Source organism: Buttiauxella sp. BIGb0552 (assembly GCF_004366275.1).
Lineage (GTDB): Bacteria > Pseudomonadota > Gammaproteobacteria > Enterobacterales > Enterobacteriaceae > Buttiauxella > Buttiauxella gaviniae.
Genome location: NZ_SODY01000008.1, coordinates 250,816 through 265,954, shown reverse-complemented (window position 1 = coordinate 265,954; position 15,139 = coordinate 250,816). Strand labels below are relative to the sequence as shown.

16 protein-coding genes, 3 pseudogenes and 1 other annotated feature are annotated in these 15,139 nt (G+C 50.6%); of the genes and pseudogenes, 13 read left to right on the top strand and 6 right to left on the bottom strand.

Annotated features, from left to right (window positions below; translation table 11 throughout):
- Positions 1 to 418 precede the first annotated feature (418 nt).
- The gene (locus EDF88_RS21860; RefSeq protein ID WP_134187236.1) at positions 419 to 892 is read left to right on the top strand and encodes a VOC family protein; all 474 of its coding nucleotides are present in this window, start codon (positions 419 to 421) and stop codon (positions 890 to 892) included.
- A 77-nt stretch (positions 893 to 969) separates the two neighbouring features.
- Here the strand turns inward: EDF88_RS21860 and EDF88_RS21855 are convergent, their stop codons facing one another.
- Positions 970 to 1,422, bottom strand: coding sequence for an acyltransferase (locus tag EDF88_RS21855; protein WP_134187234.1), 453 nt, complete (start codon positions 1,420 to 1,422; stop codon positions 970 to 972).
- A 182-nt stretch (positions 1,423 to 1,604) separates the two neighbouring features.
- Between EDF88_RS21855 and glgS the strand changes: the two genes are divergently transcribed.
- From glgS to tauD, 5 genes are all read left to right on the top strand, one after another.
- Entirely contained in the window at positions 1,605 to 1,805 is a 201-nt protein-coding gene (gene glgS / locus EDF88_RS21850; RefSeq protein ID WP_226812226.1) for a cell surface composition regulator GlgS, read from the top strand.
- A 178-nt stretch (positions 1,806 to 1,983) separates the two neighbouring features.
- Positions 1,984 to 2,955, top strand: coding sequence for a taurine ABC transporter substrate-binding protein (gene tauA, locus EDF88_RS21845; RefSeq protein WP_064516028.1), 972 nt, complete (start codon positions 1,984 to 1,986; stop codon positions 2,953 to 2,955).
- A 10-nt stretch (positions 2,956 to 2,965) separates the two neighbouring features.
- Positions 2,966 to 3,733, top strand: coding sequence for a taurine ABC transporter ATP-binding subunit (gene tauB / locus EDF88_RS21840; protein ID WP_134187230.1), 768 nt, complete (start codon positions 2,966 to 2,968; stop codon positions 3,731 to 3,733).
- The gene (tauC, locus tag EDF88_RS21835) at positions 3,730 to 4,557 is read left to right on the top strand and encodes a taurine ABC transporter permease TauC (RefSeq protein WP_134187228.1); all 828 of its coding nucleotides are present in this window, start codon (positions 3,730 to 3,732) and stop codon (positions 4,555 to 4,557) included. The genes tauB and tauC overlap by 4 nt, the downstream gene beginning before the upstream one ends.
- Complete coding sequence (tauD, locus tag EDF88_RS21830) at positions 4,554 to 5,402, top strand: taurine dioxygenase (protein ID WP_134187226.1); 849 nt, start codon at positions 4,554 to 4,556, stop codon at positions 5,400 to 5,402. Before tauC ends, tauD begins: the two co-directional genes overlap by 4 nt.
- 52 nt (positions 5,403 to 5,454) lie before the next feature.
- Here tauD and nepI read toward each other — a convergent pair whose 3' ends face one another.
- Positions 5,455 to 6,639, bottom strand: coding sequence for a purine ribonucleoside efflux pump NepI (gene nepI / locus EDF88_RS21825; RefSeq protein ID WP_134187224.1), 1,185 nt, complete (start codon positions 6,637 to 6,639; stop codon positions 5,455 to 5,457).
- A 91-nt stretch (positions 6,640 to 6,730) separates the two neighbouring features.
- Positions 6,731 to 7,453, bottom strand: a complete 723-nt coding sequence (locus EDF88_RS21820) for a DUF2461 domain-containing protein (protein ID WP_134187222.1) — start codon at positions 7,451 to 7,453, stop codon at positions 6,731 to 6,733.
- A 218-nt stretch (positions 7,454 to 7,671) separates the two neighbouring features.
- Between EDF88_RS21820 and EDF88_RS21815 the strand changes: the two genes are divergently transcribed.
- The 6 genes and pseudogenes from EDF88_RS21815 to EDF88_RS21790 all read left to right on the top strand — a co-directional run bounded on the left by EDF88_RS21815 (position 7,672) and on the right by EDF88_RS21790 (position 12,993).
- Entirely contained in the window at positions 7,672 to 8,490 is an 819-nt protein-coding gene (locus EDF88_RS21815; RefSeq protein ID WP_166672007.1) for an ABC transporter substrate-binding protein, read from the top strand.
- A gap of 1 nt (position 8,491) precedes the next feature.
- Positions 8,492 to 9,316, top strand: coding sequence for an amino acid ABC transporter ATP-binding protein (locus tag EDF88_RS21810; RefSeq protein ID WP_064516040.1), 825 nt, complete (start codon positions 8,492 to 8,494; stop codon positions 9,314 to 9,316).
- Positions 9,313 to 10,092: an amino acid ABC transporter permease gene (locus EDF88_RS21805; RefSeq protein ID WP_064516042.1), complete on the top strand. Its 780-nt coding sequence runs from the start codon at positions 9,313 to 9,315 to the stop codon at positions 10,090 to 10,092. The genes EDF88_RS21810 and EDF88_RS21805 overlap by 4 nt, the downstream gene beginning before the upstream one ends.
- Entirely contained in the window at positions 10,082 to 10,792 is a 711-nt protein-coding gene (locus EDF88_RS21800; protein ID WP_134187218.1) for an ABC transporter permease subunit, read from the top strand. Before EDF88_RS21805 ends, EDF88_RS21800 begins: the two co-directional genes overlap by 11 nt.
- Positions 10,793 to 11,089: 297 nt before the next feature.
- A complete protein-coding gene (locus EDF88_RS21795) occupies positions 11,090 to 12,406 on the top strand; it encodes a site-specific integrase (RefSeq protein ID WP_134187216.1) in 1,317 nt (438 codons plus the stop codon).
- A gap of 4 nt (positions 12,407 to 12,410) precedes the next feature.
- A pseudogene (locus EDF88_RS21790) lies at positions 12,411 to 12,993 on the top strand (Fic family protein).
- A 26-nt stretch (positions 12,994 to 13,019) separates the two neighbouring features.
- Here the strand turns inward: EDF88_RS21790 and EDF88_RS21785 are convergent.
- Positions 13,020 to 13,178 (bottom strand): hypothetical protein, encoded by a 159-nt coding sequence (locus tag EDF88_RS21785; protein ID WP_134187214.1) that lies wholly within the window; start codon positions 13,176 to 13,178, stop codon positions 13,020 to 13,022.
- Positions 13,179 to 13,495: 317 nt separating this feature from the next.
- Here EDF88_RS21785 and EDF88_RS25005 point away from each other — a divergent pair.
- Positions 13,496 to 13,890, top strand: a pseudogene (locus EDF88_RS25005) (IS3 family transposase); the annotation flags it as partial.
- Positions 13,585 to 13,701 (top strand) — a sequence feature (AL1L pseudoknot). It overlaps the preceding pseudogene by 117 nt.
- A gap of 45 nt (positions 13,891 to 13,935) precedes the next feature.
- On the opposite strand, the pseudogene EDF88_RS25000 reads toward EDF88_RS25005, so the two are convergent.
- Together EDF88_RS25000 and aroQ are read right to left on the bottom strand one after the other, a co-directional pair.
- Positions 13,936 to 14,611 (bottom strand): annotated as a pseudogene (locus EDF88_RS25000) (transposase); the annotation flags it as partial.
- 60 nt (positions 14,612 to 14,671) lie between these two features.
- Positions 14,672 to 15,124: a type II 3-dehydroquinate dehydratase gene (gene aroQ / locus EDF88_RS21775; protein WP_134187210.1), complete on the bottom strand. Its 453-nt coding sequence runs from the start codon at positions 15,122 to 15,124 to the stop codon at positions 14,672 to 14,674.
- Positions 15,125 to 15,139 lie beyond the last annotated feature (15 nt).

Below are 15,139 nucleotides of genomic sequence, written 5' to 3'. Positions count from 1 at the left end.
ACCCCATGCCGAACTCAGAAGTGAAACGCCGTAGCGCCGATGGTAGTGTGGGGTCTCCCCATGCGAGAGTAGGGAACTGCCAGGCTCCAAATAAGTGGAAAGCCCTGTACTGACGTACAGGGCTTTTTGCTGTCTGTAATTTACGAAAACCACTCTCATTTCCTCGCTATAATCATCTAAACAACACGGCGTTAAGCAGTTTAATCAACTATTTTAAATTTCCACATCCCACTTATTTACTATTCCCGTAGCTAAACCTCCCATCCATTAAGCGATACAGACCACAGATCATACTTCTGACACTCACATGAATCAGATCCAGTACATACTTATGGTTGGTAAAACATAAAAGACGCAATGCCAGCAAGGCACTGCGGTACGGTTATCGGAACTGAAAACACGACAAGCAGGCTAACTTATGGCTAAAAATACTATCTGTATTTGGTTTGATCATGATGCGGAAGACGCAGCTCATTTTTATGCTGCGACCTTTCCAGACAGCAGAGTTGGTGCCGTTATTCCTGCCCCAGGAGACTATCCAGATGGCAAGGCTGGCGACACAATAGTTGTCGAATTTGTCGTCGCAGGTGTTTCATGCATCGGCCTCAACGGTGGGCCGCATTTCAAACACAGTGAAGCTTTTTCCTTTCAGATCGCTACCGAAGATCAGGCTGAAACGGACCGCTACTGGAACGCAATTGTTGGTAATGGCGGCCAGGAAAGCGACTGCGGTTGGTGCAAAGATAAGTGGGGTGTTAGCTGGCAAATTACCCCTCGCGTACTGACTGAAGCCCTGGCTACGGGTGGAGACACCGCCAGGCGTGCGTTTGGAGCGATGATGTCGATGAAGAAAATAGATATGGCTGCTATCGAAGCGGCAATACTTGGTTGATGAGTTGAAGCGCATTGGACCTATAGTCAATGCATGTCGCAGACGCCTTGCTCGTCATAAAATGGTAAATCCCGGCCCTAAATCTCCCGCAACAACCGAGCCGGGTTGCCTGCATAAATCCCCGGCTTAAGAATATCCTTCGTGACCACGCTCCCAGCGCCTATCACCGCACCACTACAAATAAATTCTGTCAGGATCGTGCTTCCACTGCCCACGATCACGTTGTCGCCAAGATGAATACTGATCCAACTTTCGGGATCTGGATTGAGTTTTCCGGAGCGGAAGAGATCGTTGGCAAACGTCACATTGTGGCCAATAAAGCAGTTTTTGCCGGTTGTTACCTTCTCGCAAAGAAATGAATGTGACTGGATGCGGGTTCCTGCGCCAATAACACAGTGTCTTTGAATCTCCACGAAAGGGCCGACAAAGACATCATCGTGCAGGGTGCATTCGTAAAGGTTTACCGGTTCGCATACCGTTACTTTGTCGCTGGCTGTCACATTTCTGATGCCGCTTTTCAGTATTTTCATTTTTGTCCCGTAGCTGAAACATTGCCCATTTTGTGAGTCACTTCAAACCTTTTATTCTCAACCTACTACTTTCCAAAAACCAGCACTGATAGCTCATAAAACAATCAATAACAGGTGGATACTGAATTCAGATAAAGCATATAGCCCTTCCTTAGAAATAAGCTAACCACAGGAATATGCTGATGAATAAAGACCTACAGGCAGTGAAGAATTTCGATTTTCTGGCGCGTAGTTTTGCTCGTATGTATGCACTTGGGCAAGCTGTCGATATTCGAGCCGTGACCGGCAACATGAACATGGAGCAAAAGGCCTGGTTTCTAGGGCGTTATGAGTATTATTGCCAGCAAGCGACTCGGGCTTGTGAACTTGAGTTGGAACACTAATCTCTGTGGGCCTTCGGGCCCATTTCTTTTTCTAAGCACCATCCCATTCCCATTTCCCAACTATCCTTCCCTGTATTTCATCTAAAAACATAAAAGCATTAGCGATAATATTTAATTCTTTTATCTAATCACCGCCATTGGAAATACTGCTCCCATCATCGATACAGGAGCATACCTCATGGCAAAACGACATTCTCTCTGGCTGGCTACGCTTGCCCTTATTGCAACGCCAGTATTCGCGGTGGATGTGACCGTCGCGTACCAAACTTCTGCTGAACCCGCTAAGGTCGCGCAGGCTGATAACACTTTTGCCAAAGACAGCGGAGCAAAAGTTGAATGGCGTAAATTCGACAGCGGCGCGAGTGTGGTTCGTGCGCTGGCATCAGGCGATGTACAAATTGGCAATATCGGTTCCAGCCCACTCGCTGTTGCGGCAAGCCAGAATGTCCCTATCGAGGTCTTCTTGCTCGCCTCGCAATTGGGTAACTCCGAAGCACTGGTTGTGAAGAAAGGTATCTCCAGCCCGAAAGATCTTATCGGTAAGCGTATTGCCGTGCCGTTTATTTCCACCACGCATTACAGCCTGCTGGCGGCCCTGAAACACTGGGGAATTAAGCCTGGCGAGGTAGAAATCCTTAACCTTCAGCCTCCGGCGATTATTGCGGCCTGGCAGCGCGGTGATATTGACGGTGCTTATGTTTGGGCACCTGCGGTTAACGAGCTGGAAAAAGAGGGCAAAGTGCTGACCGACTCTGCACAAGTGGGTACGTGGGGCGCTCCAACTCTGGATGTCTGGGTAGTACGTAAAGACTTCGCGCAACAGCATCCGGAAGTTGTCGCAGCCTTCGCCAAAAGCGCTCTCGCCGCGCAGAAAAGCTATATCGACAATCCAGATGTTTGGCTGAAACAACCAGATAACCTGAGCAAGCTGTCACGCCTGAGTGGTGTGCCGGAAAGTGATGTTCCAGTGCTGGTGAAGGGAAATACTTACCTCACCGCGAACCAGCAAACCGAGCAACTTAGCGGCCCGGTAAATAAAGCGATTGTCGATACCGCTCAGTTCCTCAAAGCGCAAGGCAAAGTCCCGGCCGTTGAAACGGATTACAGCCAGTTCGTTACAGACCGCTTCGTAAAACCGTTGGCGCAGTAAGGAGTTAGCCATGTTACAGGTTTCGCATTTAAGCGCGGATTTCGACGGTAAAACGGTTCTCAACGACATCAACCTGACCGTAGACGAAGGCGAGTTACTGGTGGTTCTCGGTCCGTCTGGCTGCGGGAAAACTACGCTGCTTAACCTGATAGCTGGCTTTGTTCCTTATCACTCCGGCAGCATTACACTAGCGGGCGAACAGGTCACGGGGCCGGGTGCTGAGCGCGGCGTAGTATTTCAGAATGAAGGGCTACTGCCGTGGCGTTCGGTTCTGGATAACGTCGCATTTGGTTTGCAGCTTGCCGGGCAGCCAAAGCCTGCACGTGAGGAAATCGCGCTCGATATGTTGCGTAAAGTGGGGCTGGAAGATAAGGCGAAACGTGCCATCTGGCAGCTCTCCGGCGGGCAGCGCCAGAGAGTAGGGATTGCTCGTGCGTTGGCGACTCGCCCGCAACTTTTACTGCTCGATGAGCCTTTCGGCGCGCTGGATGCCTTTACTCGCGAGCAAATGCAGACCTTGCTGCTCAAGCTGTGGCATGAAAGCCGCCGTCAGGTGTTGTTAATTACTCATGACATTGAAGAAGCCGTGTTTCTTGCAACTGAACTGGTGTTGCTTTCACCGGGGCCTGGGCGTGTGCTGGAGCGTATGCCGCTCGACTTTGGCCGCCGGTTCACCGCGGGTGAGCCATGCCGCAGCATCAAATCCGATCCGGAATTTATCGCGAAGCGCGAGTACGTGCTGAGCCGGGTATTTGAACAGCGCGAGGGCTTCTTATGAGCATCGTTATTCAGGATAAAGCCCGCCGCAAACGGCTGGCGTTGCATTGGCCATTTTCTCGCCAGATAACGCTAAGCATTGCGACGGTGGTGACAATCATCTTGTTGTGGTGGTGGGTTGCAGCACAGCAATGGGTTAGCCCTTTATTTTTACCGCCGCCATTTCAGGTGCTGACAAAGCTAATTAGCATCGCCGGGCCGCAGGGGTTTATGGATGCAACACTCTGGCAGCATCTCGCCGCCAGCCTGCTGCGCATTCTCACGGCACTTTTCGCTGCAGTATTAATTGGTATTCCCGTGGGTATCGCGATGGGGCTAAACCCGACAGTGCGCGGCATTCTCGACCCGCTGATTGAGTTGTATCGCCCGGTGCCGCCGCTGGCTTATTTACCGCTGATGGTGATTTGGTTCGGCATCGGTGAAACCTCGAAAATTTTACTGATTTACCTGGCGATATTTGCGCCTGTCGCGATGTCGACCATGGCGGGAGTGCGCAGCGCAAAACAGGTTCGCATTCGTGCCGCCGAAGCTTTGGGGGCATCACGACTCCAGGTTGTCTGGCATGTGATTTTGCCCGGTGCGCTGCCGGAAATTCTAACCGGTTTTCGTATTGGGCTTGGCGTCGGCTGGTCAACGCTGGTTGCCGCTGAGCTTATCGCCGCCACCCGTGGGCTCGGCTTTATGGTGCAATCGGCGGGTGAGTTTTTGGCAACTGATGTAGTGCTTGCGGGTATTGGTGTGATTGCGGTTATCGCATTCTGTTTAGAACTAGGGTTACGGGCATTGCAGCGCCGTTTAACCCCATGGCATGGAGAAGGGCAATGAGCGAAAAAGTGAATATTACGCCACTGGGGCCATATATCGGTGCACAGATTAACGGCTTAACGCTGAGTCGAGGTTTGACGGATAACCAATTTGAGCAGCTTTACCACGCGCTGATCCGCCATCAGGTACTGTTCCTTCGCGATCAACTTATTACTCCCGCACAGCAACGTACGCTGGCACAACGGTTTGGCGATCTGCACATCCATCCGGTTTATCCACATGCGGAAGGTGTCGAGGAAATTATCGTGCTCGATACGCATAACGATAACCCGCCTGATAACGATAACTGGCACACCGATGTGACGTTTATTGAAACGCCGCCAGCTGGTGCGATACTGGCAGCAAAACAGCTTCCAGAATTTGGTGGTGATACATTGTGGACCAGTGGCATTGCTGCGTTCGAGGCGCTTTCAGAACCGTTCAAGCGCTTGCTCTCAGGGCTGAAGGCGGAACACGATTTCCGCAAATCATTCCCGGAATATAAACATCTTCGCAGCGAAGAAGAGCATCAGCGTTGGCGTGAGGCGGTTGTTAAGAATCCGCCGTTGCTGCATCCAGTGGTGCGTACCCATCCGGTAAGCGGCAAGCAGGCGCTGTTTGTTAACGAGGGGTTCACCACGCGGATTGTCGACCTCTCACAAAAAGAGAGCGATGTGCTGCTCGCCTTCCTGTTTACACATATTACGAAGCCGGAGTTCCAGGTTCGCTGGCGCTGGCAGGAAAACGACATCGCTATTTGGGATAACCGTGTCACGCAGCATTATGCGAATGCTGATTATCTCCCCGCTCGCCGCATCATGCATCGCGCAACGATTCTGGGGGATAAGCCTTTCTGGCGAGGGTAATGGGATTTTGGTGGGTGAAGCTGGTCGGATAGCAATGCGCCATCCGACGCAGTTATTTTGCTCGTACCTTTGCCGCTACTAACAACGCTGTCAGTAACATCAAACTCCCTGATAACACCAGCGGCGAAATTATGCCGAGATTATCCAGAGCCAACCCGCCAATTGCCGCTCCACAGGTGTTTGCTAACTGGATCACCGCAACCTGAATAGATCCCGCTTTCTCTGCTTGATCCGCAAGTGAACGGGTGATCCATGTCGACCAGCCAACTGGAATCAGAGCAAAGGCAAAGCCCCAGATAATGGCAACTGCTGATGCGACGATTTTATCGCTCCCCCACAACACCAGAACCAGAGCGCTCAGTGCCAGAATCAGCGGGGCACAGGTGAGAGATAACTTGAGTGAACGCTTGAGGAAAACAGCAGAAAGCGATGTGCCAACAAAACTGGCGATACCAAAGCTCAACAGCACCAGCGTCAGGCCGTCGACATCAAACCCTGCAAGCGTCATGTACACCGGGCGGATGTAAGTGAAGAAGGCAAACTGTCCGGCAAAGGTCATAAAGATTGCCGTCATGCCCGCCAGCACGCCTGGGCGTTTAAGCAGGCCAAGCATGTTTTGCTTATGCTGTGTTGATTCACCTGGCAGCGGCGGCAGTGCTTTCCACACCCAGATGATACAAGCCACGCCCATTAATGCCGCGCCATTGAAGACGTTGCGCCAGCCAATAATACCGCCTAAGAAGCTACCGAGCGGGGCGGCGATAACCAGTGCGATAGAGACAGCACCGAAGATGACCGAGAGCGCTTTTGGCACTGTACGTGCTGGAACCAGGCGCATGGTTAAAGAGGCTGACATTGCCCAGAAGCCGCCGAGGGCAATCCCTAAACAGGCGCGCCCAATCAGCAACATGGAGAAGTTTTCAGCAAAGGAAACCAGCAGGCAGGAGAGGGTGAGCAGCACAGAGAAAAGGATGACTACATAGCGTCTGTCAGTTGAGCGGATAATGCTGGTCACAAACAGGCTTGCGAACATTGCCACGAAAGCCGTGACGGTAACGGACTGCCCGGCAAGGCCTTCGGAAATGCCCAGCTCTTGTGCCATGGGTGTCAGCAAACTAACCGGCAAAAACTCAACGGTAATCAGGCAGGCGACGCAAAACGCCACGGCAAAAACCGCCGACCAGTTAGGCCGTGTTACGGCCACTGGCTCGTTTATCACTTCTACATGCTCACTCATTTATCCACCCGGCGCTGCTTCCAATAAAGCCGCGTAGTGTAGCATCGTAAGTGTGATGCATTTAACGTTTTGGCAACTTTTTCGATATGTTTTAGAAATCAAGTTCCAGGGCAAAACAGAGATAGGCCATCAATTGCGAGCAATGCTGAAATTGTTCGGCACAGAAATTGATAGCATCCGGTTTGCACAGCTCTTCGAAATCGATGTTTTTCAACGCGATAAAATCTTTGCGCTTCAATTCAGTAAGCAAAGGATGGGTTTTATCAAAGCCTTTTGGCGGGCGACTTAAGCTGTCGCCATCCATGATAAACCCCTGGCTTTGTAGCTCCTGTAACGCCTTTTGATAAGCGTTGGGGTTCTCATCAATGCATTGGCGAATAGCACTCAGGGCTTTTGATTCGGGATGCCAAATTCCTGCGGCAATAAAGCAACCTTCAGGGGCGATATGGAGATAGAGGCCTGGTGCATGAACGTCTTTTCCCTGGAAATGACGGAACTGAATCCCGACATTGGTTTTATAAGGTGTTTTATCTTTACTGAAACGACTGTCTCGCTGCGGGCGCATAAGACTACCGCCGACTTTTTTCGGCACCGCAGTGAGCTTCGATGAAATGGAAAGAATACCGGGCTGCATCTGCTCGATAAACCGCAGGGCAGGAGTGCGCACAGTATTCTCGTACTCCTCCTGATGTTCTTTAAACCAGTCTCGGGAGTTGTTTTGCGCGAGCTTGTTCAGGAACTGCAGACTGGCTGCACTAAAAGTTGTACTGGCAGATATCGTGGACGTCGGGGTTTTCGTTATTTGAGCATTCATTATTGATGGACCCTTATTTGAACCATTTAAGCGGCTATATCTGCGAGCTTAAGGATGGCGGATTTCTCTGTATTTCGATGTGAAACGTCTCCAACCTTAATATATTTTCCTCATATGTTAATGTTTTTTAAGCATTGGCGGTGCAATTCTGGATATGGGAGTGTAAGGCCTTAGCTTGCTAAACGCTGGGACAACAAGGAAAAACTATGGCACACGCAATGAGCTCTCATAAAAATAAGATCGCATCACTCGTTTTACTGGCACTGTCCGGCCTTACCGCCACAGTGGCTCAGGCTGACCAACTAGCCGATATTCAAAAAGCAGGCGTCGTGCGCGTCGCCACTTTTGACGCTAACCCGCCATTTGGTTCCGTCGATGCTAAAACTCACGATATCGTTGGCTATGATGTTGATTTTGCGAAGGCTCTCGCAAAGTCTCTTGGCGTAAAACTGGAGCTGGTGGCAACCAATCCAGCCAACCGCATTCCTTTGCTGCAATCTGGCAAAGTGGATCTGATCGTCGCTGATATCACCATCACGCCGGAGCGCGCGCAGGTTGTCGACTTCTCCACGCCTTATTTCGTGACGGGCCAGCAATTCCTGGTACCGGCGGCGTCAGCGGATAAACTTGATGACTACGGGCACGACCGTATTGGTGCAGTAAAAGGCACGACCGGTGAGCAGGCGCTGCATCAGCGTTTCCCATCCGCTCGCGTGCTTTCCTATGACGATATTCCACTGGCGCTGACGGCGCTGCGTAACGGCAACGTGCAGGCGATTACCCAGGACAGCACCATTCTGGCCGGTCTGTTGGCTGAAGCACCGGATAAAGTGAAGTTCAAAATTCTCCCTGACCTGCTCAGCAAAGAAGAGATTGGCGTCGGGGTGAAGAAGGGTGAAACGGCGCTGCTTACAGCAGTTAACGGCGAGTTAGTGAAGCTTGAGCAAAACGGTGAAGCGACGAAGATTTACGACAGCTGGTTTGGTCCTGGCAGTAAAACTCCCCAGCCACGCGGCTTTAAAATAGAAGCTCAGTAACATGGTGAGTGCCTTCTCCAAACGATCCGCGGTGCAGGCCGCGGATTTTGCACATTTACAGGATGCCAGCGTTGAGTTTCGCCAGGCTGGCAAAAGTTACGATGAAAACCAGGTCCTCAAGTCCATCGACCTGAAAATCAACGCAGGTGAAGTGGTGGCGATTTGCGGGCCTTCGGGCTCTGGTAAATCGACGTTAATCCGACTGATAAACCAGCTCGAACCGTTAAGTGCGGGAGACATTTTTATTGATGGCAAACCGACACGGGATTTGCAGGGCAAAGCTCTGCGAGCCTTGCGTAGCCGCATCGGATTTGTGTTCCAGCAGTTCAATTTATATGCTCATCTCACCGCCGAGCAGAACATCACACTTTCTCTGATGCATGTTCATGGCTGGGAACCTGATGAGGCTAAACAGCAGGCAGTAACGTTGTTGACTCGGGTCGGGCTTGCCGAGAAAGCACATCAATATCCTGCGCAGCTTTCCGGCGGGCAGCAGCAGCGTGTGGCAATCGCCCGGGCTTTAGCATCCTCGCCGCAGATAATCTTGTTCGATGAACCCACTTCGGCACTGGATCCGGAAATGATCGGTGAAGTGCTGATGGTGATGAAATCCCTGGCCCACAGTGGCATTACGATGATTGTCGTTACCCATGAAATGCAGTTCGCCCGGGAAATTGCCGATCGGGTGGTGTTTATCGATGGCGGCGAAATTCTTGAGCAGGCTCCTCCGGCGCGGTTCTTCAGCTCACCGCAACATCCACGCACCCGGCGTTTTCTACAAAAGGTACTCGACCCTCTGCATGCCGGGTTTAAGGATGAACCATGAACTGGCACATAGACTGGGCTGGAGTCCTGACAGGACAGCCGTTGCAGTGGATTACTTCCGGCTTTTTAACCACGGTCTGGGTCACCCTGGCGGGAGTACTGCTGGCAACGGCTTTAACGCTGTTATTACTCGGGTTGAGACTTGCCAGCGGGCGAATTGGTCGTGCGGTGGTTGCGGTATGGGTATCTCTGTTTCGCAACACGCCGCTGCTGGTGCAACTGCTGTTCTGGTATTTCGCCGCGTGGAATGTCCTTCCGCAGGCGTTGCGTGGCTTTATTAACGATGAGCACAGCTGGTCAATACTACCCGGAAATGTGTGGTGGCTCACTCCGGAGTTTCTCTGCGCTGCCTGGGGGCTTGGGCTGTTTACTTCTGCATTTCTGCTCGAAGAACTGCGCAGCGGGTTGCAGGCCGTACCTCAGGGACAGGTGGAAGCTGCGCTTTCGCAAGGCTTCTCATCCTGGTCTATCTTCCGTTGGATCCTTCTACCACAAGGGATGAGGAATGCCTGGCAGCCGGTAGTGGGGCAGTATCTTAATTTGATGAAGCTCTCGTCGCTGGCCACTGGTATCGGCTTTGCGGAACTGACTTATCAGGTCAGACAAATCGAAAGCTACAACGCACATGCGCTGGAGGCTTTTGCTGTGGGAACAGTGCTGTATCTGGCTTTAGGATTGGTGATGGGTGGATTGTTCGCCTGGCTTGGCCCGCGCCCGTCTGAACATAAGCGCCAGGTGACTAAAGTGCGGGATACGGAGGCACAGCATGATAGCTAATCTGACGGTGATTACCGACAACCTTGATTATCTACTGTGGGGAAGAATGGCGCAGGGTGAACCGGGCGGCGTACTGCTCACGCTGCTAATGGCGGCTGGAGCGGCAGTGTTGGCGCTGGTGGGGGGCGTATTGCTGGCAGGACTCGCCTGGCGGTTTGATGGCATTGTGCGGCGGTTACTGTTTATTTGGGCTGAATTCATCCGCGGTATCCCGCTTATTTTTGTGATTTTCTGGCTCTACTTCTTGCTGCCGATTGTCACCGGTAGCGATTTACCCGGTGTGCTGACCGTCACTCTGGCGCTGGCGTGGTTTACCTCTGCAGCAGTGATGCACACCACGCTCGCGGGTTTACAGGCTCTCCCGTCCGGGCAACATGAAGCGGCGTTGGCTGGTGGATTGAATGCATGGCAAATACTGCGCCTGGTATTGCTGCCACAGGTGATGCGCAACGTCTTTCCTTCCTACATGGGGCTATTTATCGCGCTGCTTAAAGACACTTCTCTGGCGTTCATCGTCAATGTGCCAGAGCTAACCACCGTGGCGGGACAGGTCAACAGCCGGGTGCAGGTCTATCCCGCGGCCATCTTTATTTTTACGGGATTGGTGTATTACCTGCTGTGCAGTGGCCTGAATTACATGGTGTCTCTCAGGTATCGCCGACGCGGCACTATTGCCACTCCGTCGCCACTCAAAGTTTAGACAACAAAAAAGCCACCGTGAAAGGTGGCTTAATCATATGATTTTAAAGCTAAAATTTGGTGGCCCCTGCTGGACTTGAACCAGCGACCAAGCGATTATGAGTCATAGAAATAGTCCTTTCCCATATTTTCTCATTAGTTCTGGTTTGTAATTTAAATTCATTTAAATCATTATGTTAATTGTCATTTTTAGTTTCTGTTTGTCTCCAAATGTTCTGGGCAGTAAGATTGTTACCTGACCCATTACCTGACCCAATTTTCAATTGGGTCAGGTAAGAGAAAACTAAGAGGTAATGGTGTGGCAACTCATTTAACGGATATGGCAATACGCGGACTGAAACCTAAAAACACTTCTTACTACGAGTGGAGTAATAGTGGCCAGCGTGGTGCAGGACGACTGGGGGTAAAAGTACAGCCTTCAGGCAGCAAGATTTTTTACTTCCGGTACTACGTGGATAAAGGGAAGAAAGAGAAGTTCATCCAATTGGGCATCTGGCCCGAGATGAAACTGGTGACGGCCAATGAGCTCGCGAAAAAGTATGGTGCTTGGCTTGTTGAAGGAAAAGAACCCCAGCAAGAGCTTGAGCAACAGCGCCTGGCCGAACAGCACATCATGCAGTTGCATCGTTCTCAGGGATCGTTTGAAGAACTGGTGCATGGCTACGTTAATAAGATGAAGCTCGACAATAAGCGCACTTGGGCTGATGTTCTAAAGCGTCTTGAAAAAGAGTGCTACACGGTTATCCCTCGAGAAACCAAAGCAAAGGATGTAACGCCTTTGCAGATCAAGACCATTCTCTCAGGCATTATCCAGCGTCATGCAGTGGTTCATGCGAACCGAATTCGTTCCTACCTGATGGCGGCATTTAACTATGGTCTGAAAGCCGATAACGATCCGATGAATACCAGCGCGGGTATTACGTTTGGTCTTGAAGTTAACCCGGTATCGGCCATACCGAAGCAGTCTTCGGCGGAAAAAGTGGGTGATACATGGCTAACGCTGGAAGAGTTGCGTGTTGTCATGGAGCAGTTCGCAGAGGCCACCAATGTTGGGCCGCTGATGCAACATTTAATCCGGTTCTGCGTTTATGCTGGTGGGCAGCGTCCGTTTGAAATGATTGCCAGCCAGTGGAGCGCGATTGACTGGCAGCAAAAGACGTTACTGGTCATTGCCGATGTATCGAAAAACAAGCGTGAGCATCTGATCCCACTGACTGAATCGGCATTAAGTGAACTAGCCTCTGTTAAAGAACTGACTAAGGAAAGTAACAGCCCCTATATTTTCCCGCTATCAACCAACGGTGAGCGCCCTGTACGTACCGACAGCCTGGCACGTTCTATCATGTATTTCCGGGCTTTTAATCCTGAGTTTAAAGTTTTCACAGCGCGAGATTTACGTCGGACCTGTAAGACTTTGATGGGGGAGGCGGGGATCAGCAAAGAGATCCGTGACCGTATTCAGAATCACGCTTTGAACGACGTTAGCTCGAAACACTATGACCGTTATGATTACGTGACTGAAAAGCGCAGGGCGCTTGAAGTCTGGGAAGATCGGGTTAACAACTATCAACGGCAGCAGGAAAACAACGTTGTGAACTTGTTTGGGCGGAGGTAAGGGCTTGTTAAAATATGAGCTTAATTCAGCAGAAAAGCGGTATCAGCCGGGCTCTGGGGACTTGGTGGTGGCTAATAAGCTGGGAATCATTGATGAACAGGAAATGGATGCGCTGGAGTCTGGTTTGCTGCTGATGCTGTATGACCAGTTATTTATTGAGAGCCAGCCGCCTGAGGCGCTGGCTTTTGAGCACATTAGTAGGTGGATCGTCAATGGCTGGGGAATGTGTATGACTGGCCAGGAAGGCTACGTAATGCCAACCTGACAAAAGACGGCTTCCAGTTTGCCGCTGCCGATAGGATTCCGCTTCTTCTCGATGGCTTCGAGACGCAGTTTCTCTCCAGGGTTGGTGCACTAAAATCCCTGGCTCGTCCGGAGCTGGTTGGCTATCTGGCTGAATGTCACGTTGAGTTTATTTTGATCCACCAATTTAGAGAAGGTAAGGGCATTTGTCGCGGCTGCTTTGCGATGTGCTGCCGTTTCTGGCAGGTAAGGGCTCATTGGATTACAGCTTATGGGAAGAGCACAAAGCGTTTTACTTTAAGGCCATTCAGGTAGGTGTATCAGGGAACTACAGCCCCATGTAGCAAATGATGAGAGATATCTTGCCAGACTAACCGGCGAGGCCGACGGCTTTCGCTTCTGCCTGATTTTGTTTCAGTTTCTGCTCAATTTTTTGCACAGAAACACAGGTTTCTATCGCGGTTGAGCTGGCAACGGCGCGATAAATCTGTGTTTTCGTAACTAGGGGATGGGCTGTTTTCTTTGTCATAGGAAGAATCTCATAGTTAATGCCCACTTTCTAGTTCGACCTGATAATGGCCACAATGGCACTCTACATCATTTACGCACTGTAAGGGCGTGATATCAAATTCAGCACGGCTATTTTCTACAGTGGAAGTCAGGGCTGAACATTGGCTTTTCGCGAGAGAACCAGACTATTACAGTCCATCTTGTTGAATCATGCATTGGTGATCGTGATATTTCAGGGCAATACTTTAGCGAGCGGATTCATCAGTACTGAACAGCCCCGGTAATCCTGGAGACTACATACGTCAGCAGGGACTCGTTGATAATGAGCAGGATGCGCTAACTACCAACGAACGTCAGCCTCTGAAGGAACTGGAGCGGGAAGTCCGGGAGCTGCGCCGCAGCAATGATATTCTGCGTCATGCGTCAGCGTTATTTGCCCAAGCGGAGCTCGACCATCACTGGAAAAAATAATGCCGCTTCTGGAAAATCTGAGCGGTGAGCACGGGGGCGGGTCAGTCTGCCACGAGCTGGATATTGCCCCGTCAACATACAACTGGCATCACCAACGCCGGAAATATCCGGAGCGGCGAAGCTACCGGGATAAGCGCGATGCCGGACTGATTCCCGGGATACAGCGCGTATACGAAGAGAACTACAGCGTTTAAGGTGCGCGTAAGGTCTGGCGGCAGCTAAAACGTGAAGGTGTAGGTGTTGCTCGATGTACCATTGAGCATCCATACTCGCCTTGAACTCCGGGCACACTATAAGTCACCTCACCAGGCCTGATTAGGCTCGGTAACAGCAAACTGGCGATCCAGATAATTTGGGATCTCAATGAATTCCTTAGACGCCTTCTTATAACGATGGCCAGGTTGCTGATAGCTGATAATATTAAGCGCTTTCATCAGCTTTGTTGCTCACCATCGGCTCAGTTTTATACCTTTGGTGGCGACCACTGCGGCAATGCTTCGCGCTCCTGCTGAGCCATTACTTTCGCGATAAACTTCACGCACAAGGCTCAGTAATGCCACTCTCGTGGCGTCAGTTTTTTTTGGCTGCCGCCAGTATTTATAACTGCTGCGATGAACCCCAAAGACGTTGCACATAACTGCAGCAGGAAACCGCGCCCTGAGGTTCTCAACTAATGAGAATTGTTCAGGGAGTCTGAAATAAAGATCGCGGCAGCCTTTTTTAATATATGCCTTTCCATTTCAATGCGTTGAAGTCTTTTCTTTAGCTCGCGTATTTCAATCTGCTCAGTTTTAATGGGTGACGCTACGGGGGATTTCCCCCTCGTTCTTCTTTCAACTGCCGAACCCATTTATCCACAGTGGATTTGCCGACATTCATTGCCGTGGCAGCGGCGGCAACGGTGTAAAGCTGAGCGAGTACAAGCAGGGCAGTTTCGAGGCGAAACGCGAGTATAAAATTGCGTCTCTTACGTCCGGTCATAATGTCACCTGTTTTGACTATGAGGTGATGATATCATCTCTATTCAGGTGGCCACATTTATTACTCCACTTCACTCCCTTGATTGAACATACGTGAAAAATGTCCTATTGCCATCATATAGCCCTCACTCCCAAAACCGACCATAACTGCTAAGGCTACACTTGAAATGTAAGATTTGTTTCGAAATACCTCCCGCCTATGGATGTTGGAAATGTGTACTTCTATGACCGGTACTTCTGCAGCAATTAATGCATCGAGAATAGCAATAGAAGTGTGAGTCCAAGCTCCTGCGTTTATGATTATACCATCCGCCCGGTTCCTTGCTTGATGAATCCATTCGATCATCTGAGCTTCACTGTTAGTCTGTCTAAATTCCACAGCTGATTTCAGTTCTCGACAAAGATTCAGACATGACGTTTCTATACACTTTAACGTTTTATGCCCATATATATCCGGCTCACGCAACCCCAGCATATTGAGATTTGGACCATTAAGAATTAAAATCATTTTCATATATCTCCAGATTAG